This is a genomic window from Arthrobacter sp. TE12232 (genome assembly GCF_054062615.1).
In genome coordinates, this window is the sequence record NZ_JBSSFK010000001.1 from 136,906 (window position 1) to 156,540 (window position 19,635).

18 protein-coding genes are annotated in these 19,635 nt (G+C 68.7%); 12 read left to right on the forward strand and 6 right to left on the reverse strand.

What is annotated here, in order from left to right:
- The first annotated feature begins 595 nt into the window (after positions 1-595).
- Positions 596-2,944 carry an FdhF/YdeP family oxidoreductase gene (locus tag ACVWZ7_RS00590; RefSeq protein WP_456506562.1) on the forward strand — a complete coding sequence of 783 codons (2,349 nt, stop codon included), beginning with the start codon at positions 596-598 and terminating at the stop codon, positions 2,942-2,944.
- A gap of 271 nt (positions 2,945-3,215) precedes the next feature.
- Here the strand turns inward: ACVWZ7_RS00590 and ACVWZ7_RS00595 are convergent, their stop codons facing one another.
- Positions 3,216-3,533, reverse strand: a complete 318-nt coding sequence (locus ACVWZ7_RS00595; protein ID WP_116765776.1) for a DUF6457 domain-containing protein — start codon at positions 3,531-3,533, stop codon at positions 3,216-3,218.
- Positions 3,534-3,651: 118 nt separating this feature from the next.
- The gene (locus ACVWZ7_RS00600; RefSeq protein ID WP_456509043.1) at positions 3,652-4,656 is read right to left on the reverse strand and encodes a LysR family transcriptional regulator; all 1,005 of its coding nucleotides are present in this window, start codon (positions 4,654-4,656) and stop codon (positions 3,652-3,654) included.
- Positions 4,657-4,787: 131 nt separating this feature from the next.
- On the opposite strand from ACVWZ7_RS00600, the gene ACVWZ7_RS00605 reads away from it, so the two are divergent.
- The 10 genes from ACVWZ7_RS00605 to ACVWZ7_RS00650 are packed head-to-tail and all read left to right on the forward strand — an operon-like array spanning position 4,788 to position 15,261.
- Positions 4,788-5,666 carry an FAD binding domain-containing protein gene (locus ACVWZ7_RS00605; protein WP_456506563.1) on the forward strand — a complete coding sequence of 293 codons (879 nt, stop codon included), beginning with the start codon at positions 4,788-4,790 and terminating at the stop codon, positions 5,664-5,666.
- 5 nt (positions 5,667-5,671) lie between these two features.
- Positions 5,672-6,244 carry a (2Fe-2S)-binding protein gene (locus ACVWZ7_RS00610; RefSeq protein WP_456506564.1) on the forward strand — a complete coding sequence of 191 codons (573 nt, stop codon included), beginning with the start codon at positions 5,672-5,674 and terminating at the stop codon, positions 6,242-6,244.
- Positions 6,241-8,634: an aerobic carbon-monoxide dehydrogenase large subunit gene (locus ACVWZ7_RS00615; protein ID WP_456506565.1), complete on the forward strand. Its 2,394-nt coding sequence runs from the start codon at positions 6,241-6,243 to the stop codon at positions 8,632-8,634. The genes ACVWZ7_RS00610 and ACVWZ7_RS00615 overlap by 4 nt, the downstream gene beginning before the upstream one ends.
- Complete coding sequence (locus ACVWZ7_RS00620; protein WP_456506566.1) at positions 8,634-9,641, forward strand: XdhC family protein; 1,008 nt, start codon at positions 8,634-8,636, stop codon at positions 9,639-9,641. The genes ACVWZ7_RS00615 and ACVWZ7_RS00620 overlap by 1 nt, the downstream gene beginning before the upstream one ends.
- A gap of 1 nt (position 9,642) precedes the next feature.
- On the forward strand, positions 9,643-10,365 hold the full coding sequence (locus tag ACVWZ7_RS00625; protein WP_456506567.1) for a nucleotidyltransferase family protein: 723 nt from the start codon (positions 9,643-9,645) through the stop codon (positions 10,363-10,365).
- On the forward strand, positions 10,362-11,285 hold the full coding sequence (locus ACVWZ7_RS00630) for an AAA family ATPase (protein ID WP_202615770.1): 924 nt from the start codon (positions 10,362-10,364) through the stop codon (positions 11,283-11,285). The genes ACVWZ7_RS00625 and ACVWZ7_RS00630 overlap by 4 nt, the downstream gene beginning before the upstream one ends.
- Positions 11,286-11,314: 29 nt before the next feature.
- Positions 11,315-12,568, forward strand: a complete 1,254-nt coding sequence (locus tag ACVWZ7_RS00635) for a vWA domain-containing protein (RefSeq protein ID WP_456506568.1) — start codon at positions 11,315-11,317, stop codon at positions 12,566-12,568.
- Positions 12,559-13,347: an SRPBCC family protein gene (locus tag ACVWZ7_RS00640; protein WP_456506569.1), complete on the forward strand. Its 789-nt coding sequence runs from the start codon at positions 12,559-12,561 to the stop codon at positions 13,345-13,347. The genes ACVWZ7_RS00635 and ACVWZ7_RS00640 overlap by 10 nt, the downstream gene beginning before the upstream one ends.
- Before the next feature lie 9 nt (positions 13,348-13,356).
- A complete protein-coding gene (locus ACVWZ7_RS00645) occupies positions 13,357-14,484 on the forward strand; it encodes an XdhC family protein (protein ID WP_456506570.1) in 1,128 nt (375 codons plus the stop codon).
- A gap of 54 nt (positions 14,485-14,538) precedes the next feature.
- Positions 14,539-15,261, forward strand: coding sequence for a DUF5134 domain-containing protein (locus tag ACVWZ7_RS00650; RefSeq protein WP_456506571.1), 723 nt, complete (start codon positions 14,539-14,541; stop codon positions 15,259-15,261).
- Between the two features lie 46 nt (positions 15,262-15,307).
- On the opposite strand, the gene ACVWZ7_RS00655 is transcribed toward ACVWZ7_RS00650, so the two are convergent.
- Positions 15,308-15,856 carry an NAD(P)H-dependent oxidoreductase gene (locus ACVWZ7_RS00655; RefSeq protein ID WP_456506572.1) on the reverse strand — a complete coding sequence of 183 codons (549 nt, stop codon included), beginning with the start codon at positions 15,854-15,856 and terminating at the stop codon, positions 15,308-15,310.
- A 388-nt stretch (positions 15,857-16,244) separates the two neighbouring features.
- Here ACVWZ7_RS00655 and ACVWZ7_RS00660 point away from each other — a divergent pair, with 388 nt between their 5' ends.
- Entirely contained in the window at positions 16,245-16,865 is a 621-nt protein-coding gene (locus ACVWZ7_RS00660) for an L-threonylcarbamoyladenylate synthase (RefSeq protein ID WP_116765787.1), read from the forward strand.
- 60 nt (positions 16,866-16,925) lie between these two features.
- Here the strand turns inward: ACVWZ7_RS00660 and ACVWZ7_RS00665 are convergent, their stop codons facing one another.
- From ACVWZ7_RS00665 to ACVWZ7_RS00675, 3 genes are all read right to left on the reverse strand, one after another.
- Positions 16,926-17,189, reverse strand: coding sequence for a hypothetical protein (locus tag ACVWZ7_RS00665; protein WP_091248003.1), 264 nt, complete (start codon positions 17,187-17,189; stop codon positions 16,926-16,928).
- Between the two features lie 186 nt (positions 17,190-17,375).
- Entirely contained in the window at positions 17,376-18,218 is an 843-nt protein-coding gene (locus ACVWZ7_RS00670) for an AfsR/SARP family transcriptional regulator (RefSeq protein ID WP_456509044.1), read from the reverse strand.
- A 465-nt stretch (positions 18,219-18,683) separates the two neighbouring features.
- A complete protein-coding gene (locus ACVWZ7_RS00675; RefSeq protein ID WP_344368089.1) occupies positions 18,684-19,631 on the reverse strand; it encodes a S1C family serine protease in 948 nt (315 codons plus the stop codon).
- Positions 19,632-19,635 lie beyond the last annotated feature (4 nt).

The following is a 19,635-nucleotide window of genomic DNA, read 5'->3' on the forward strand; positions in this document are numbered from 1 at the left end:
CTTCCTGCATGCGAACAAATTCATTGCACACCTGCCTCTTGGAGTGAGTGATGGTGCAAGAGTGGTGGGTATTTCCTTGGAGAAAACTGGGAGCTGCCCGTGAGGTGCGATGCGGACCGCGGTCCGGTGGTGGCCAGCGTCCCGGGCCACCCGGATCGGGGCCCAGCAGTACGCGGACTGGCGCTTTGGGCTACTTGCTCCGGCTCCGACGCCGGCAGCGCGGCCTACGCACGAGGTACTGCGTGGCAAGGCTGTCAACGGATAACGAGCGGGTAACGGATACCCCTGCAGGACCCGACTTTTGGCCGCCTCCTACTTGCAGCCGGCGCACGGCGGGCACGCAGGTTGCGCCCAGACAGTGCTGGTAGGGAGCCACGGACTGCGGTGGCTGACGTGGCCCCCTCCTGCCGGGCACGTGCCGCGACCACCCGGAAGGAACTGCGCCAGTACGTGGTCAGGGCGGCGCGTCCACCCGTGAGGGCACGCCGGATCGCTTGCGGCCCTCCGGGCAAGCTGATAGGCCTGACGGTAGGGTGCATAAAGGCACATCGGCTCGCCGTCCCATCCGGGCGGCGGTTGCAGAAGGGAAGTTCACGTGACTCGCAAGACTCCTCAGGTGGAGGAACCGTCCGAGAAAGAGCTCGTTGTCGAGAACGGGCCGAAAAGCTGGGCCGCCGGCGTCCCGGGCGTGTACCACTCCATGAAGCCGGCCATCGAGCAGATGGGGCTCAACCGGACGCGGAAGACCGTTATGGCCATGAACCAGAAGGACGGCTTCGACTGCCCGAGCTGTGCGTGGCCGGACCCGCACCACCGCAAGGCGTTCGAGTTCTGTGAGAACGGGGCCAAGGCCGTCACGTGGGAGGCGACCCCAATCACGATTCCCTCCAGTTTCTGGGCGGAGCACCCGGTCAGCGAGCTGCGCAGCCGGTCCGAGTACTGGCTCGGCATGCAGGGCAGGTTCACGGAGCCGGTCTACAAGCCCGCCGGGGAGGACCATTACAAGCCGGTCAGCTGGGACGAAGCGCTCCGGATTGTCGCCGACAAGCTCAAGGGGCTGGACTCCCCCGACCGCGCGGCGTTCTACACGAGCGGCCGCACGTCGAACGAGGCGGCCTTCCTGTACCAGCTGCTGGTCCGCGGCTACGGCACCAACAACCTGCCCGACTGCTCCAATATGTGCCACGAATCCTCGGGCTGGGCCATGGGCCAGACCATCGGCATCGGCAAGGCGACCGTCAGCTTCGACGACTACGCCAACGCGGACCTGATCATCATCATGGGCCAGAACCCAGGGACCAACCACCCCCGGATGATGACTGAGCTTGAGAACTGCAAGCACAACGGCGGCGAGATCGTGGCCGTCAATCCCCTGCCCGAGGCCGGGCTGCGGCGGTACAAGAACCCGCAGCAGGTCAACGGGGTAATCGGCCACGGCGTCCAGATCGCGGACCAGTTCCTGCAGATCCGGATCGGCGGGGACATGGCGCTGCTGCAGGCCGTGTCCAAGCGCGTGCTCGACGCCGAGGCCAGGAAGCCCGGGACTGTCCTGGACCACGCCTTCCTGGCCGAACACTGCGAGGGACTCGAGGAGCTCAAGGAGCACCTGGCCCGGCTGGATGAGAGCGCTGTGCTGGAGGCCACCGGCCTGCGGAGCGAGGACATCGATGAGCTGGCGGCCCGCTACCTCAAGGCCGAGAAAGTCATCATCACCTGGGCCATGGGCATCACGCAGCAGAAAAAGGGCGTGGCCACCATCAAGGAGATCATCAACCTCCTGCTGCTCCGCGGCAATATCGGCAAGCCCGGCGCCGGTGCGTCCCCCATCCGCGGACACAGCAATGTCCAGGGCGACCGCACCATGGGGATCTGGGAGCAGATGCCGCAGTCCTTCATGGAAGCCCTCGGCAAGGAGTTCGACTTCGAGCCGCCGCGCGAACACGGCACGGACGCCGTCGAGACCATCAACCAGATGCGCGACGGCGAGATCAAGGTCTTCGTCGCCTTGGGCGGCAACCTGGTGGCGGCGATCTCGGACACGAATGCGGCCGAAGCTGCGATGGAAAACACGGAGATGACGGTCCAGATCTCGACCAAGCTGAACCGGTCCCACGCAGTGACCGGCCGCGAGGCGCTGATCCTCCCCACGATGGGCCGGACCGAGATTGACATCCAGGAATCCGGGCCCCAGTTCGTGTCCGTGGAGGACACCGTCTGCGCCGTCCACCCGTCCTGGGGCAGCGTCGAGCCGGTGTCCCATCAGCTGCTGTCCGAGCCGGCCATCCTGAGCCGGCTGGGCAAACTCCTCGTCGGCACCAAGATCAAGGCCGACTGGGACGGCTTTGAAAAGAACTACGACCTCATCCGCGATCACATTTCGCGGGTAGTGGGCGGCTGCGAGGACTACAACCAGCGGATCCGACAGGATGGCGGGTTTGTTCTCGCCAACGGCCCCCGCGACTCGCGCACGTTCCCCACGCCGACCGGCAAAGCCGTGCTGACCGTCAACGACCTTGAGCATGTCCAGCGGCCGGCAGGCACCCTGATCCTGCAGAGCATGCGCTCCCACGACCAGTTCAACACCACCATCTACTCGCACAACGACCGCTACCGGGGCATCAAGAAGGGCCGCCATGTGGTGTTCGTGAACCCGGACGACCTCGCCGAGCTCGGCCTGGCGGACGGGCAGTACGTGGACATCCGCGGCGTGTACGAGGACGGCGAAGAACGCGTGGTCCGCAAGTTCCGCCTCGTGTCCTACCCGACAGCGCGCGGCTGCGCGGCCGCGTACTACCCCGAGGCCAACGTGCTCGTGCCGCTGAACCACACGGCCGAGGGCAGCAACACGCCGATCTCCAAGGCGGTCATCGTCCGGCTCGAACCAAGCCTGGACCAGACACCGGACAGCGCGCCACCCGTCTCCGCCGGGGCAGCCCGGTCCTAGGCTCACGCTTCCGCAGGCCGGGGCGCGGGACATGCCCAGCCGCGGCCCCGGCCACTGGACATAACACCACCATGCCCACCCCTGCGCCCCAGCAATGAGCATGTCCTCCGCAGCAATGAGCATGTCCCACTGACCGGATCCGAACACAGCACAGGCCGCGTCCCCTTGAGGGAACGCGGCCTGTCCGCTGACGCCTGAACCTGTAGCCGGCGAGCTGCCTACTTCCTGCGGCCTGCCCGCTGCCAGCGCCGGCGCGAGCGCCGGACCGCTGCTACTGTGCTCGCTTGACCCAGCCTTCCTCGTCCGGACCGCCGGATTCGCCGTGCTCGCAGAGCTCAATGACTTTGTTCGACGCCGCGTGCACAGCTTCCTGCGTGCCCTTCCGGCCTTTGGTGGACGCGGTGCCGGCCGCATAGCCCACCATGAATGCGCTGATGGCATCCGCGTGCGGCCCGACGGCTTTGACGGATTCTTCCGCGACCTCGACGATCTTCTCGTGGTCGACCTCAAGGTCGAGGATCTGCAGGGCCTGGATGAGCCGGCTGCTCCAATGCCGCAGCGAGCTGTCTTCGTCTCGGGACAACGTCATTGCTACTCCTTCTCGCGGGTGAACGGATCGTCTGACCCTCAAGGGTTAGCACCCGCCCCGGCGTTGCGCAACGCGACACAGCGACCGGCACCACAGCCCGGCGCCCCCGCCAGCTGCCTCAACTCCACAACGCGACGTGGAACTTGGGGCCCCGGCGTTCCAGCCCGCGCGAGCCACCGGGAGCCACCATGGCTGCCGTGGCATCGGCAGTGCCGGCAAACCGCTGCAGGGTCCGTGCCATGGTGGTGGCCCGGCCCCGGTCCAGGGTGCTGGCCCACCAGAGGCCGGAGATCGGCGTTCCGGCGACCGGCACACGGACCAGGGAGCCGCTGCGGATTTCGGCCCGGACAATGTGGCCGAGCGCCAGCATCGTTCCTTCACCCGCCCGCACGGCGGCAAGGGCCTCCGTTTCGCTGCTGAGGCAGACGATCTCCGGCACCACTCCCTGGGCAGCCAGCCAGCGGCCTTCTTCGCTCGTCTCTTGGATGCCGGCGGGGCCGGCAAACCACGGCCGGCCTAGGAATTCACTCAGCCGTACGGGTCCGTGCAGCGACGCGAGGGGATGCCCTGCGGCCACCACGAAGACCCGCTGGTACCGCAGGAACGGCACGGAATCGAGCCCGACGTCGGCGGCGTCCTTGGAGTCAGCGCTGTTGTGGGCAGCCCCGTTGCGGACAGGGGGCCTGATACCCAGGGCGATGTCGTAGACGCGTTCCAGCATCAGCGATGCCACATCTTCCGCCTGCTCCACGACCACATCGACGGAGGCTCCCGGAACCCGCCGGGTGAACAGGTCCAGGAGGCGGCCGGCAGCGTGCTCCGCGAACGGCGCCGTGGCCACGATCTTCAGGCGTCCGGTCTCGGTCTGAGCATGCGCGACTTCCCATCGGGCCTTGTCAGCCAGCCCGACGATGTCCTGGGCGTATTCAGCGAGCGCCCGGCCGCCGGGTGTCAGCGCAATACCGCCATGGGCGCGAATGAACAGAGGGTCGTCAAGGTCCTGCCTGAGCGCGGCGAGCGCCGCCGACACGGCCGGTTCGCTGACCCCGAGGTGGGCCGCGGCCGCGTGCAGAGAGCCCAGCTTGGCCACAAGGGCGAACGTGCGCAACTGTCCCAATGTCATCGCCACGGCTTCATAACCTTTCGCTTATGACGATATTGACATCCCACTTAGGCCGGGGCAAGACTGACCTCAATCCGGCGCAAGGCAATCACTGACCCACGCCGCCGGCGGTTCGGAGTGAGGTAGGGACTATGCAGATTCCGGCTCCATTTGACTACGTGCGCGCCACCACCGTGGACAACGCCCTGGAACTTCTCGCCCGCTACGGTCCCGAATCCCGGGTGGTGGCCGGCGGCCATAGCCTCCTGCCGATGATGAAGCTTCGCCTTTCCCGGCCCGAATGGCTGATCGACATCAATGACCTCTACGAGCTGGACTTCATCCTCCGTGACGGCAACATCCTGAGGGTCGGCGCCATGACCCGCCACACCACCTTGCTGGAATCGGACGAGGTCGCGGCACTGTTCCCCATTGTCCGGGACGCTGAATTGGTCATTGCCGACCCCGTCGTGCGCAACCGTGGCACCATCGGCGGTTCGCTCTGCCAGGCCGACCCGGCCGAGGACCTCTCCACCGTGTGTGACGTCCTGGGCGCCGAGGCCGTGATCCGCGGGCCAGGTGGCGAGCGCGTCCTGTCCATGCCGGACTTCCACCGCGGACCGTACCAGACAGCGGTCGGGCAGGATGAGCTGCTCTGCGAACTCAGGTTCCCTATCCGCCCCCGCTCGGGTAGCGCCTACGAGAAGGTCGAGCGCCGGGTGGGCGACTGGGCCGTCGGCGCCGCCGGCGCGGCCGTCGTCCTCGCCGCGGACGGGACCGTTGAGGATGCCGCCGTCGGACTCACTGCGCTGGGCCTTGACCATACGGTGGACGAGGCCGCGGCCGTGCTCCGCGGCAAGCGTCCCGATGAGGACTTGTTCGGCGAGGCCGGCCGGCTGGCTGCCGCAGCGTGCGATCCCGTAGCGGACCAGCGCGGCCCGGTCGATTACAAACGGCATCTCGCCGATGAGCTCACCCGGCGGGTACTGCGGCTGGCCTGTGCCCGCGCCGCCCAGATGCAGGAAGGCTGAAGCCGATGCAGATCAGCATGACCGTTAACGGCAGCGACGTCACGAGCGAGATTGAGCCCCGCGTGCTGCTGGTCCACTACATCCGCGAGGTCCTGGGCCTCACCGGTACGCATTGGGGCTGCGACACCAGCAACTGCGGGACCTGCGTGGTCCTGATGGACGGGCAGCCCGTGAAGTCCTGCACCGTCCTGGCCGCCATGGCCGCGGGCCACGACATCCGCACCGTCGAGGGGCTGGCCGCCGGCGGCACCCTGGACCCCGTGCAGCAAGGCTTCATGGAGGAGCACGGGCTGCAGTGCGGCTTCTGCACCCCGGGGATGATGCTGACGGCCCGGGCACTCCTTGATAAGAATCCGCACCCTGACGACACTGAGATCCGGCAGGCCATTTCCGGGCAGATCTGCCGGTGTACGGGCTACGCGACGATCGTGCGCTCGGTCCAATGGGCCGCCGCCCATCCGGCGGGGCCAGGCCCGGAGGACGCACCGACGGCCGAGGAAGTCCTGGACGGCACAGACACCGCCGTCCCGGATGTCGCGGCAGACACAGCAAACACAGCCACAGAGGTGAAGGCATGACCGTCATCCATGACCGGCCGTCAAACCCGGCCGCCGGCGACGAAGACCGTCCGATCGGCTACGGGCGCATCCAACGCAAGGAAGACCCGCGCTTTGTGCGCGGCAAAGGCCACTACGTTGACGACATCGTGCTGCCGGGAATGCTGCACGGCGCCATCCTGCGGGCCCCGGTGGCGCACGCCCGGCTCGTGTCCATCGACACCACCAATGCCCTGGCGCATCCGAAGGTGGTGGCCGTCATCACGGGCAAGGACCTCCTGGGCCTGAACCTCGCGTGGGCGCCGACGCTCTCCGCGGATGTCCAGGCTGTCCTGGTCACCGACAAAGTCCGGTTCCAGGGGCAGGAGGTCGCGTTCGTCGTGGCCGAGGACCGGTACGCCGCCCGGGACGCGCTCGAACTGATCGAGGTCGAGTACGACGTCCTTCCCCCGCTGGTGGACGCCCGCAAGGCGCTGGACCCGGACGCGCCGGTGATCCGCGACGAAATCGAGGGCCGGACGGACAACCGGATCTTCGACTGGGAGATGGGCGACAAAGCCGAAACCGACGCGGTGTTCGCCAGCGCCGACGTCGTGGTGAGCCAGGAGATGGTGTACCCGCGGGTCCACCCCGCACCGATGGAGACATGCGGCGCCGTCGCCGATTTCGACGCCGTTAGCGGCAAGTTGACGCTCTACGAGACCACCCAGGCCCCGCACGCGCACCGCACCCTGTTCGCGATCGTCGCCGGCATCCCCGAACACAAGATCCGGATCGTCTCCCCCGATATCGGCGGCGGCTTCGGCAACAAGGTCGGGATCTATCCCGGCTACATCCTCGCCGTCGTCGGCTCCATCGTCACCGGCCACCCGGTCAAATGGGTGGAGGACCGCTCCGAGAACCTGATGTCGACCTCGTTCGCGCGGGACTACATCATGCAGGGCGAGATCGCCGCGACCAAGGACGGCAAGATCCTTGGCCTGCGCACCCACGTGCTGGCCGACCACGGCGCGTTCAACGCCACCGCCCAGCCCACCAAGACCCCGGCGGGCTTCTTCTCCATCTTCACCGGCAGCTACGACCTGCAGGCCGCCCACTGCTCCGTCACCGGCGTCTACACCAATAAGGCGCCCGGCGGAGTCGCATACGCCTGTTCGTTCCGCGTCACCGAGGCCGTGTATCTGGTAGAGCGGATGGTGGACATCCTGGCCCGCAAGCTGGAGATGGATCCGGCGGAGCTGCGGCTGAAGAACTTCATCAAGCCGGAGCAGTTCCCCTATGCCAACAAGACCGGCTGGGTGTACGACTCGGGCAACTACGAGGCCGCCATGCGGCTCTCGATGCAGCTCGCCGGGTACGAGGACCTCCGGCGCGAGCAGGCCGCAAAGCGCGAGCGCGGGGAACTGATGGGCATCGGCGTCTCCTTCTTCACCGAAGTCGTGGGAGCCGGCCCCCGCAAGCACTTCGACATCGTGGGCCTCGGCATGGCCGACGGCGCCGAACTCCGCGTCCACCCCACCGGCAAGGCCGTGGTCAGGCTCTCGGTGCAAAGCCAGGGCCAGGGCCACGAGACCACCTTCGCCCAGATCGTGGCCGAGGAACTCGGGATCCCGCCGGAGGACATCGACGTCGTGCACGGGGACACCGACCAGACCCCGTTCGGCCTCGGCACCTACGGCAGCCGTTCGACGCCGGTCAGCGGCGGCGCCGTCGCCCTGGTGGCCCGGAAGGTGCGCGAGAAGGCAAAGCTGATCGCCGGGGCCATGCTGGAGACCCGCCCCGAGGACCTCGAGTGGGAGAAGGGCCGGTGGTTTGTCAAGGGCGACCCCAGCGTTGGCAAGACGATCGCCGAAATCGCCATGGGGGCCCACGGCACCGTGGCCCTGCCCGAGGGCGTAGACGGCAACCTCGACGCCGAAGTCACCTACGACCCGCCCAACCTCACCTTCCCGTTCGGGGCCTACATCTGCGTCGTCGATGTCGACTCCGGCACCGGGCACGTCAAGGTGCGACGCTTCATCGCGGTTGATGACTGCGGCACCCGCATCAACCCGATGATCATCGAAGGCCAGGTCCACGGCGGACTGACCGACGGCGTGGGCATGGCCCTCATGGAGATCATCGAGTTCGACGCCGACGGCAACTGCCTGGGCGGGTCGTTCATGGACTACCTGATCCCCACGGCGATGGAAGTACCGGACTGGGAGACCGGTTTCACCGTCACCCCCTCACCGCATCACCCGATCGGTGCGAAGGGCATCGGCGAGTCTGCCACCGTCGGCTCGCCGCCGGCGATCGTCAACGCCGTCGTGGACGCGCTCGCGCCCTACGGCGTCACGCACATGGACATGCCCTGCACGCCGGCCCGCGTCTGGGCTGCCATGCAGGGCCGGGCAAGGCCGCCGATCTGATGCCCGCCACCGCAGAGTCCCTGGCCGCCAGGGCGGAAGAACTCGCCGGCCGACGCGAGCCGTTCGTCCACGCCCTGGTGGTCCGCGCCCAGCACCCCACGAGTGCCCATGCCGGGGACACGGCCCTCGTGCTGCCCACGGGCGAAATCCTGGGTTTCGTGGGCGGGAACTGCGTCGAGGCGTCGGTGCGCGAGTACAGCCTGCAGGTTCTGGCCTCCCAGGAACCGCTCCTGTTGCGGGTGCTGCCCGGCGAGCCGTCGCGCATGGCGGAGGAGGGCGCCGTCGAGGTCTCAAATCCGTGCCTCAGCGGCGGCGCGATCGAGATCTTCCTCCAGCCGCGGATTCCGGCGCCCCGGGTCCTGGTGGTGGGCACGGCGCCGGTGGCGCAGGCCCTCGCTTCGCTCGGCTCCGGCGTCGGCCTCGACGTCGAACTCACGGACGGCGAATCGGCGGAACCCCGCGGGGATGACGCGGCATTGATTGTCGCCTCGCACGGAAAGGCGGAGGAGGGTGCCCTGGAGACCGCACTGCGCGCCGGAGTCCCCTACGTAGCCCTGGTGGCCAGCGGGACCCGCGGCGCCGCGGTACTGGAATCCCTCGACGTCGACGACGCCCTGCGTGCCCGGGTGTTCACACCCGCCGGGCTGCAGCTCGGCGCCCGGACGCCCGGGGAGATCGCGCTGTCCATTCTTGCCCAGCTGGTCGGGGAGCGGTCCAAGGCCCGGCACGCTGCGGCGCCCATGGCTGACGCCGCGGCGCAGCCCGGGGTCCCGGCGGCGCCCATGGCTGACGCCGCGGCGCAGCCCGGGGTCCCGGCGGCGCCCACCGAGCCGGCGCCCACCGAGTCGGGGCCTGCGAGCGCCGTTGATCCGGTCTGCGGCATGACCGTCCCGGCCGTCGAATCGTCCCTTCACCTGGACTACAACGGGGTCACCGTGTACTTCTGCTCCCCCGGCTGCCGGGCGGCCTTCCGCAAAGATCCGGAGCGCTATGCCCTCGCAACCTGACATGCCCCCGCAACCTGAGCCGCTGAGGGCGGCGGCAAGCCTCGAGCCCAGGACCGCCGGCATCATCCTGGCCGCGGGAGCCTCCCGGCGCCTCGGCCGGCCCAAGCAGCTCCTTCCCTACGGCACGGGCGTCCTGCTCGATGCGGTCCTGGCGACCGCCAGGGCCTGCACTTTCAGCCAGACGGTCCTGGCGCTGGGTGGCGCGGCGGAAGAGGTGCAGCGCACCGTGGACACGAGCGGCTGCGAGGTGGTGCTCAACCCGGACTTCGGCGAAGGGTGCGCGTCCTCGATCGCCACCGCCCTCGCCGCCGTGGACCCGGAGACCGATGCCGTGGTCCTGCTGCTCGGTGACCAGCCCGGCGTCCGGGCCGCCAGTGTCCGGGCCGTACTCGGCGCCCTCCGGCAGGCGGGTTCCGGCGCTGCTCCGGTTGCCGCCAGCGGCGGCCCTGCCGGCCCCGCTGTCTCGGCCATCCCTGCCCGCTCTCCCGTCCCTGCCGGGATCGCGGTCTGCCGCTACGACGACGGCGTGGGCCACCCGATGGCATTTGCCCGTCGCCTGATTCCGGCCCTGGCCGCCCTCCACGGGGACAAAGCGGTCTGGAAGCTCCTCGAACAGCGGGCGGACGACGTCGTCGAGGTCCGCACGCCCGGCCCTGTCCCTCTGGATGTGGACACCGAGGAAGACTACAGGCGGCTCCTTGGCCGGCTGCGGGAGGCTGTATGACGGCGGCGGCGCGGGCCGGCGCGGAGGAAGACGTGCAACGCCGGGTCCCGGATGTCCCGTCACTGATGGCAGCCCTGGACCGCAACAACTACCTGGCCGACGTCGGGCTGGCGACCGCCCTGTTCCTGGCTGTCCGCCTGCCGCAGCCCATCCTGCTGGAAGGCGAGGCCGGAGTCGGGAAGACGGAGGCGGCAAAAGCGCTCGCCGAGCTCCTCGACACCCCGCTGTACCGGCTGCAATGCTACGAGGGAATCGACGCCGGTGAGGCCCTCTATGAGTGGAACCACCAGCGCCAGCTGCTTGGCATCCGGCTGGCCGAGGTCCGGGACGCCTCCGTCACCGAAACAGACCTCTTCGCCCCGGAGTACCTGCTGCGGCGCCCGCTCCTGCAGGCGATCGAACACCCCGGTCCGCGCCCGGCCGTACTGTTGCTGGACGAAATCGACCGCGCCGACGCCGAGTTCGAAGCCTTCACGTTCGAACTGCTCGCCGAGGCCGCCGTCACCATCCCGGAGCTGGGCACTATTCGGGCCACCCATCCGCCGATCGTGATCCTCACGTCCAACCGTACGCGGGACCTTCACGACGCCCTGACCCGGCGCTGCCTCTATCACTGGATCGACTACCCCGGACCGGAGCGGATCGCGGAGATCGTCCGCCGCAGGGTGCCGGCCAGCAGCGGCCCCCTGGCCCTCCAGGCAGCCGCCGTCATTACCCGGCTGCGCACCCTGGACCTGGCCAAGCCGCCCGGCATTTCCGAGGCGATTGACTGGGTCTCGGCCCTGGCAGTGCTCGGCATTGATCGCATCGACGCCACGACGGCGGAACAGACCCTCGGCTCCATCGTCAAGAACCGTGATGACCTCGAACTGGTCGGTGCCCGGGGGGCCGACTGGCTCGTGGCCGGCACGGGCGGGTGAGCGCCTTGGCGGCCGGGACCCCGCAGGATATGCGCGCTGCGCCCCCCACGGTAGAAGCGGCGGCCCTGTCGGCGGCCTTCGTCACCGCCCTGCGCCGGGCCGGGCTCGCGTGCTCACCGGACCGGGCAGTCCGGCTGGCCGAGGCACTCCGCCTGATCCCTCCCGGCGACGCAGAAAAGCTGTATTGGGCGTCCCGGGTGGTGCTGGTGTCAGCCCGCGAGCAGCTGCCGGTCTTCGACGCCGTCTTTTCCGCGGTGTTCCGCGGCGGCTTCGACCCCTCCGGGCATCCCGCCCGCGCCGTGGCTCCGGCCGTGGCTCCGGCCGGGGCCCCTGAGGAGACCCGCACCCGCCCGTCTCCGGCCGAGGGCCGTGCGCCCGGCTACGCGCCTGCTCCCCCGCGCCCGGCGCCGGCGATTGCCTCCGCGGGACCGGACGCCGGCCAAGACGGCAACGCCCCGGAGCGGGATGCCGTGCTGGCTATGGCCTCCCCCGAGGAGCGGCTGCACGAAGCGTCCTTCGCTCAGCTGACGGAGGAGGAAGTCGTGGAGATCAGGCGGCTGGCGTCCCGGCTGCTGCTCGCCACCCCGACGCGCCTGAGCCGCCGCGCCCGGAAGTCCGCCCACAGCAGCGCCCGGCTGGACGTCCGCGCCACGGTCCGTGCGGCCCGGCGCTCGGGCACTGACACCACCCGCTTGTTGTATGCCCGGCGCCGCCCGCAGCGCCGCAAGCTGGTGATGCTGTGCGACGTCTCCGGATCCATGGAACCGTATGCGCGGATTTTCGTCTCGCTGCTGCAGGGGGCCGTGGCAGGTGCCGGCGCCGAGGCCTTCGTGTTTTCCACCCGGCTGACACGCCTGACCCGGCAACTGGCGCTCCGCGATCCCGACGAGGCCCTGGCCCGGGCCGCCACGGCCGCCCCGGACTGGGCCGGCGGAACGCGGATCGCCGACAGCATCCGGCACTTCGTCGACGAGCACGGCCGCCGCGGCCTGGCCCGCGGCGCGGTGGTGGTGATCTTCTCGGACGGCTGGGCGCAGGAGGACCCCGAACAGGTCGCGGCCCAGATGGCGCGGCTGCGGCGCCTGGCGTACCGGATCATCTGGGTCAATCCACGCAAGGCAGCGCCGCAGTACCAGCCGCTGGTGGGCGGAATGGCCGCGGCCCTGCCGTACTGCGACGAATTCGTCAGCGGACACAGCTACACGGCGCTGGCAGAGGTGGCGGCCGCAATCCGCGGCGACGGCCAGGCATCACTCAAGGGAAGAGGGAACTCATGCAGATAGACAGCACTTTCTCGGTGGTCGCCCCGATCGACACGGTGTGGGACACGCTGATGGACTTTGAACGGGTGGCCGGGTGCCTTCCCGGGGCCAGAATCCTGAACAAGCTCTCCGACGACGCCTACCAGGTGGGCATGAGCGTCAAGCTCGGCCCCGTCTCAATGCAGTACAAAGGCCTGCTGAACGTCATCGAACGCAACGCGGCCGACCACCGTGCCGTGCTCGGCGGCAAGGCACAGGAGACCCGCGGACAGGGCACCGCCGAGGCGACCGTGACCCTGACGCTCACACAAGAAGGGGATGCCACACGAGGGGCCGTCAGCGCGGACCTGACGCTGTCCGGCAAGGCCGCCGCCATGGGCAAGGGCGTCATCGGCAGCGTCACGGAGCAGATGATGGCCCTCTTCGCGAACAACCTGCAGACGATGCTGGCCGAGGGGGCGCCCCCTGTCCCGGAACAGGGCCCGGAGGCGTCGTCTGCCCCGGCGCCCGCAGCGCAGGCCGTCCCCGAGCCGGTCCCGGCGTCGGCTGCGGTTTCTGCCCCCCTTGCAGGCACGACGGCGGGTGCTCCAACTGCGGCGGCGCCGGCCATGGCGGGCGCCCCCACCGGTGCCGCGCCGGCCGGCAGCCTGGATGCGTTGAGCCTGGCCAAGGGAATCGCGACGGATCAGCTTTCCAGCCCGGTGAAAGTCCTCGGCGTCGTCGCCGTGGTGGCGTGCATTGCGTACTGGGCCGGGCGGCGGTCTGCGTTCCGGATGCTCCGCCTGTGCGGCAGGCTCTGAGGAGGGCCGATGCGCGATGTCCTGGCGGCCATGTTGCCCGACTGGCTGAGCGGCGCCACCTCGGGCCTGGCCACCGTCGTGAGCACGTTCAAGTCAGCACCCAGGCTCCCGGGGGCGGCGATGCTGGTAACGGCCGGCGGCGACGCCGTGGGCTCCGTCTCCGGCGGCTGCGTCGAGGGAGCCGTCTACGAGCTGGCCAGCCAGGTGAAGGACGAGGGCGAGCCCGCCCTGGTGCGCTACGGGATCAGCGACGACGATGCCTACGCGGTGGGCCTGACCTGCGGCGGAATCATCGACATCTTCGTCGAACCTGTTTCCCGACTCCGATTCCCCGAACTCAACGAAGTGGCACAGGACATCGCCGCCGGGCGCCGGGTAGGGGTCGCCACGGTCATCGAACACCCCGATGCCACGCGGGTGGGACGGCACCTGATCGTCCGGCCGGGAGGGTGTGAAGGTGATCTGGGTTCGGAGCGGACCAACCACGCCGTGGGCGACGACACCCAGGGCCTCCTCGCCGCCGGGCGCACAGGCATCTTGAACTACGGCGTCGACGGCGAACGGCTGGACACCGGTATGCGTGTCTTCTTCGCCAGCTATGCTCCACCGCCACGCATGATCGTCTTTGGCGCGATCGACTTCGCCGCCGCGCTTGCCCGCCTGGGCGCCTTCCTGGGCTACCGGGTGACGGTGTGCGATGCCCGGCCGGTCTTTGCCACGCCGGCGAGATTCCCCGACGCCGCCGAGGTGGTCAATGCGTGGCCGCACCGCTATCTGAGCGACCAGTTCGCCCAAGGCCTGCTGGATGCCAGGACCGTGCTGTGCGTCCTCACCCACGACCCGAAGTTCGACATCCCCGTCCTTGAGGTGGCCCTGCGCGGCAGCCCCGTGGCGTTTATCGGCGCCATGGGCTCCCGCCGCACTCATGAGGACAGGTTGGCACGGCTGCGGGAGGCGGGACTGGGCGACGACGAGCTATCCAGGCTCCACAGCCCGGTGGGCCTTGATCTGGGCGCCCGCACGCCCGAGGAAACGGCCGTGTCCATTGCCGCGGAGTTCATCGCCCTGCAGTGGAACGGCAGCGGGGAGCCATTGCGGCGTCTTGTCGAACGGATTCATCACGACGAGCAGTCGTGACCGTGCTGCCGTGACTGCGCTGCCGTGACTGCGGACGAGGCCGTGCGCTGGACAATGGCGGTACTTCTCCTGGCGGCAACGCTGTTCTCGGCCTGCCGGGCCGTGGCCGCTTCCGGAGCGGCAGGTCGGGTCGGGTTGGCGCTGCATTCCCTCATGATGGCGGCGATGGCGCTGATGTTCCTGCCGCGCGGGCAGTGGCCCCTCCTGCCGCAGGTTCTCCTATTTGTTCTGGGCTCCTGGTGGTTCGTAGTGCAGGCCGTCTCGTACCGGACGCCCCCACGGGACGGCCCGCCGGTCCGTGGCCGGGCCGTTGCCGGCAAGCACGTTGGTGACCGGCCAGTTGCTGGCCGGGCGAAGCCCCTCTACGATGCTGCGGCCATGGCCGCGATGGCCTTCATGCTGGCCGCCGGCGACCTCGGGGCCGTCCCTCAGTCCGAAGCGCGCCTGCTTCCCGTGGCCCCGGCACACCACGGAGCTGCGGCGGCCGGGCCGCTGACGGCACGGCTCCCCGGGTGGGGCGATCAGCTATCCCTGGTGCCGGCTGCGGCTTTTGGCTTGGCCGTATTCTTTGGGCTCGCCACCGTGGCGTGGACCCTTCGGCTGCTCCTCCAGCTCTGGCCGCGAACCGGCGGCACGTCCGTGGCCGCAGCCCTGTGCAGCCGCGGCGGCGCGCTGCGGGGTGCTCGTTGGCCCCGGTGCCGGGACGTCGCCGACACGGCCGTGGAAATCGTGGCCGCCGGGGCGCTTGCGCTCATGCTCGCCGCCCTGGCCGCCTGAGGGGCGGCCCGCACCTCGCCGCTGTATGGCTTGGGCCTGTGGCTGGTCAGCGACCGGTGGCTGCCGCCACTGGAGCCAGTAGTTCGCGGTACCGGTCAGCGTGCCGCTGAAGCTCATCGGCATCCACGCGGGGCGCTGAGTGCAGGATGAGCGGCTGGGCCATGTCCAGTCCGCAGAGGTGCGCAGTGGCGTCAAGAGGGCGCAGGAGCTCATCCATCGTGAAGCGGTTGTGCCCTGCCGGAGCATAGGACGCTTCCGGGCCGCCGGTCGAAAGCACCAGCTGGAGCCGCTTTCCGCGGAGGGCGTCGCCTCCTGCCCCGTAGGCGAAGCCGTACGTGAGCACCTGATCCATCCACTCCTTCAGAACCCCGGGCACGGAGTACCAGTGCCACGGGAATTGCCAGACGATGGTGTCGTGCCCGCGCAGCAGGTCCTGCTCGCGGACAGCATCGATCCGGCGGTCCGGGTATGTGGCACAAAGATCATGGACGGTCACGTTGTCCATGTCCATGATGGCTCTGGTGAGGTGCGCGGTGATCCGCGAGCTTTCAAGGTCAGGGTGGGCAACAAGGACGAGCGTGCGCTGGGGCGTCATGGAAATTTTCTTCTACTTTCAGGTCGTGCCGGAGACCAGACATCACTCGCGCCGGGTCCTTCGAAGCTGATTCCGGTCCCGATGGTAGACAGAACTGTCTAGGGGGGCGATGAGAACTTATCAGACAGCCCTGTCTACGGACAAACTCCACCCGCCCCGGTAAGCACGACGGCAGACCCACCGAAGCGCTGCCCCGGCCGGCGGAAAGCCTCCCGCAGACGTAGCACCGGTTTCCGCTACGACAAGGGGCAGCCGCTACGCGGATCCACGCAGCGGGCGCCCGAAATCGGTGCGGAAAACCGAAACTTCACGACGGCGGGGGCGGCCGGACACGCGTATCGGACCGTTGCGTCAGCACCCAGGCCGCCGTCGGGCGTAAGCTCGACCCATGGCGAGATACTTCGATGTGCACCCCGACAACCCCCAGGCGCGCTCCATCAGCCAGGCGGTGGAAATCCTGCGCTCCGGCGGCCTGATCGCCTATCCCACCGATTCCTGCTATGCCCTGGGCGCCCAACTGGGTAACCGGGAAGCCCTGGACCGGATCAGGAACATCCGCCACCTCGATAACAAACACCACTTCACCTTGGTCTGCAAGGACTTCGCGCAGTTGGGCCAGTTTGTCCAGATCGACAACGACGTCTTCCGCAGTATCAAGGCCGTCACGCCAGGCAGCTACACGTTCATCCTCCCCGCCACCCGGGAGGTCCCCAAACGCCTGTTGCACCCGAAGAAGAAGACGGTCGGCGTGCGCATCCCCGACCACCCCGTGGTCCAGGCACTGCTGGCCGAGCTCGGCGAGCCGCTGCTGTCCAGCACGCTGCTGCTCCCGGATGAGGACGAGCCGCTGACGCAGGGGTGGGAGATTAAGGAGCGGCTGGATCACGTCGTAGACGCCGTGATCGATTCCGGCGACTGCGGGGCCGAGCCGACCACGGTCATCGACTTCTCAAGTGGTGTCGCCGAAGTCGTCCGCCGCGGCATGGGCGACGCTTCCCGCTTCGAGTAGGGAGCGGCGCCGGCCGCGCTACCGCTGTACGGTCGGGGCCGTGTTGCCGGGGAGTGCCGGCTAGGCGGATTCCGCCTCGCGTGCCTGCCGGTTCCGCAGCCAACGGCGGACGAGATCGACGGCGGCGACGAGCCCCGCGAGGGGCGACAGTACCGCTGCGGCGTAGACGAACAGCAGCCAGGTCAGGGTGGTCACCGGAGACTGGCGGGTACTTAGGAGGGACAGTCCGCCGAAAAGGCCAAGGACCCAGAACAGGATGACCCCGGACAGCACTGCCGCAGCGGGGAAGTACTCGTTCGTGACGACGTTCTTCAAGGTTTCCATGGGCCCTCCTCACACCCGGCGGTCGGACTGCCCGCCAGGGACCTTCCCAGTATGACGCCCGGCACGGCCGGATTTCTCGAGAATCACGGCCACGTGACCAAGCTAACGCCCCGCCCCGGTTGCGGCGGCCGCGGGTGCGCAAAATATGGCGCGTCCGGGCGCCCCGGGGCGTCCCTCGTCAAGGAGTTAGACCGCGGCCCGGACGCGCTGGAGAAAGGAATCGAGCACCCGTCCGGCGTTCTCATGCATGCGCCGCGACTCCGCCGGCGGCAGTTGCCGGCCCTTGGGCCCGTTCAGCCGCTCGCCCAGAAAAAGCAGGGCCGCCAGTACCTCCGAGAGCTCGGAGTTGCTTTCGGCGCGCTGCCGCAGGAGCCTCAGATGAGCCTCCTGCAACGCAGGGCCCGGCGCGCAGCCGAGGTCGCGGTCGAAGAGGCGGCGGCAGCGGTCGTACGCCGCGAGTCCTTCGGCGGGCAGGCCGGCCTGCTCATAGGACGTCACCAGCACCGTCCAGGCCCGTTCGTTGAGCGGCTCGGCACGGATGGCCGCCTGGACCAGGTTCACGGCGTCGTCCGGCTTGTCCAGCGAGGCGGCCGTTTCTGCGGCAAAGATTTGCAGCGCGACTTTTTCTGCCGAATGGCGGCTGCGCGCCTCCTCTGCCCAATCGGAGGCAAGTTCGAACCCCAGCAGGGGCTCGGCACAAATGTCGAGGGCCTCGAGCAGCAGCGGATACGCCTCGTCAGGAGGCAGCTCTCCGGCGTCGCGGACCAGTCCACGGAACCGGAACAGGTCCAGATCCACCAGTGTGGGATCCAGGACGTAGCCGCTGTTGGCGGTGCGGAGCGGACCGGTCTTGGTCTGGCCGGGCTGGATGGCACGCCGTATGCCGCTGATGTAGCTCTCCAGTGTGGCCACGGAACCGTCGCTGGCTGCCGCGCCCCAGAGAAGATCGATCAGGCGGGTTTTAGACACGGGCGTTCCGAGGTTCAGGAGGAGGATTTCCAGTATGTGGCGGGGCTTGCAGCCCCCCATGTCGGCGGCCGTGAGCGCTACGCCGTCACGGCGTACTTCGAATGATCCGAACAATCGGACCGAAATGGAGGGTGTTGGTCCCGTTAGGCTTTCCACGATGCTCTCCGATTTCCCCAGATAAAACGAACTCAATCGTCTGCGAAGAGCCGGATCAACATCGAGACCAGGCCGTACTGAGACTCTGTTCCCTCCGGCTTTCCAATGTCACCGTGACACGCCTGGCTGGGCGCAACAAGGCATGCCGCTACCCGATCTTTCGGCCGAAGAAAGACGCGTACAGGCATCAGTACCGCCAAGTAAGGCCGCGCGATGGCAGGCAAGTGTTTCCGGCGCAAAACAAGTAATTCCGCGGGCCTCCGTCGAACGCAGGCAAGTAGTTCGCGGGACGCCTCAGTGGGGCAGAATTTCGGCTCGAGCCGGCTCATTCTGTCGTGAAATGCAACCCGATCAGGGCAGGATTATTCCCTATTGGTTCTCGGTCATCTCGGCGGGTACAGCGACCACACGCAGCTCAGTGCCGTCGCGAAGCACCGCAAGATCCAGCGGCTCGCCGATTGCCTCAGCAAAGAGCAGTTTCTGTAGGCTCTCAGCGTTGGACACAGACACCTGCCCGACCTTCAGGAGGATGTCGCCGGCCCGGAGTCCGGCGCGTTCGGCGGGCGAGCCGGGAAGGACTTCCACCACGAGCAAACCCTGTCTGCGGCCTGTCCGGACGACGGCGCTTGGCTGCAGCTGGACCGGCGTGTTCACCAGGCCAAGATAGGCCCGGCGGACACGGCCGTCCTTGAGCAGCGACGCGATGATCCGACGGGACGTGGCGTTGATGGGAACAGCCAGGCCCAGGCCTACTCCGGCGACGGCCGTGTTGATTCCGACGATCCGCCCGCGGGCGTCGGCCAGCGCCCCTCCGGAGCTGCCGGGGTTGAGGGCCGCATCGGTCTGGATAACGTCCTCGATTACGCGCCGGTTCCGTCCGGACCAGACGGGGATGGACCGGCCAAGCCCGCTGACCACCCCGGCCGTGACCGACCCCGAAAGTCCGAGCGGATTGCCCACGGCGATCACGAGTTGCCCGACCCGGAGCGATTCGGCGTCGCCCATGTCGGCCGGCGCCGCCGTGGGCGCCCGGCCGTGGACCACGGCGAGATCGGATAGCGGGTCGGCACCGACCACCTCGACGGCGGTGCTCGTGCCGTCGGCAAAGACTGCGTGTCCGGATGCGGCGCCGCCCACCACATGGGCGTTGGTGAGAAGGTACCCGTCCGAGGTGAACAGGACGGCGGAACCGGCGCCGCCCGTGCGCCTGCCGGCGCGCCCGGTGCCGGTCATTTCGAGCGCTGCGACAAGCGGCGTGACGGCCGCGGCGACGCGGATGACCGTTGCGGAATAGGAATCCAGCGGGTCCGCGGACATCTCG

What these genes read in the sequence shown, in the direction of transcription:
- ACVWZ7_RS00595 (WP_116765776.1), bottom strand. Translation starts at nt 3,533, where the DNA reads ATGACGTTGTCCCGAGACGAAGACAGCTCGCTGCGGCATTGGAGCAGC.
- ACVWZ7_RS00600 (WP_456509043.1), bottom strand. Translation starts at nt 4,656, where the DNA reads ATGACATTGGGACAGTTGCGCACGTTCGCCCTTGTGGCCAAGCTGGGC.
- ACVWZ7_RS00605 (WP_456506563.1), top strand. Translation starts at nt 4,788, where the DNA reads ATGCAGATTCCGGCTCCATTTGACTACGTGCGCGCCACCACCGTGGAC.
- ACVWZ7_RS00610 (WP_456506564.1), top strand. Translation starts at nt 5,672, where the DNA reads ATGCAGATCAGCATGACCGTTAACGGCAGCGACGTCACGAGCGAGATT.
- ACVWZ7_RS00615 (WP_456506565.1), top strand. Translation starts at nt 6,241, where the DNA reads ATGACCGTCATCCATGACCGGCCGTCAAACCCGGCCGCCGGCGACGAA.
- ACVWZ7_RS00620 (WP_456506566.1), top strand. Translation starts at nt 8,634, where the DNA reads ATGCCCGCCACCGCAGAGTCCCTGGCCGCCAGGGCGGAAGAACTCGCC.
- ACVWZ7_RS00625 (WP_456506567.1), top strand. Translation starts at nt 9,643, where the DNA reads ATGCCCCCGCAACCTGAGCCGCTGAGGGCGGCGGCAAGCCTCGAGCCC.
- ACVWZ7_RS00630 (WP_202615770.1), top strand. Translation starts at nt 10,362, where the DNA reads ATGACGGCGGCGGCGCGGGCCGGCGCGGAGGAAGACGTGCAACGCCGG.
- ACVWZ7_RS00635 (WP_456506568.1), top strand. Translation starts at nt 11,315, where the DNA reads ATGCGCGCTGCGCCCCCCACGGTAGAAGCGGCGGCCCTGTCGGCGGCC.
- ACVWZ7_RS00640 (WP_456506569.1), top strand. Translation starts at nt 12,559, where the DNA reads ATGCAGATAGACAGCACTTTCTCGGTGGTCGCCCCGATCGACACGGTG.
- ACVWZ7_RS00645 (WP_456506570.1), top strand. Translation starts at nt 13,357, where the DNA reads ATGCGCGATGTCCTGGCGGCCATGTTGCCCGACTGGCTGAGCGGCGCC.
- ACVWZ7_RS00650 (WP_456506571.1), top strand. Translation starts at nt 14,539, where the DNA reads ATGGCGGTACTTCTCCTGGCGGCAACGCTGTTCTCGGCCTGCCGGGCC.
- ACVWZ7_RS00655 (WP_456506572.1), bottom strand. Translation starts at nt 15,856, where the DNA reads ATGACGCCCCAGCGCACGCTCGTCCTTGTTGCCCACCCTGACCTTGAA.
- ACVWZ7_RS00660 (WP_116765787.1), top strand. Translation starts at nt 16,245, where the DNA reads ATGGCGAGATACTTCGATGTGCACCCCGACAACCCCCAGGCGCGCTCC.
- ACVWZ7_RS00665 (WP_091248003.1), bottom strand. Translation starts at nt 17,189, where the DNA reads ATGGAAACCTTGAAGAACGTCGTCACGAACGAGTACTTCCCCGCTGCG.
- ACVWZ7_RS00670 (WP_456509044.1), bottom strand. Translation starts at nt 18,218, where the DNA reads ATGGGGGGCTGCAAGCCCCGCCACATACTGGAAATCCTCCTCCTGAAC.
- ACVWZ7_RS00675 (WP_344368089.1), bottom strand. Translation starts at nt 19,631, where the DNA reads ATGTCCGCGGACCCGCTGGATTCCTATTCCGCAACGGTCATCCGCGTC.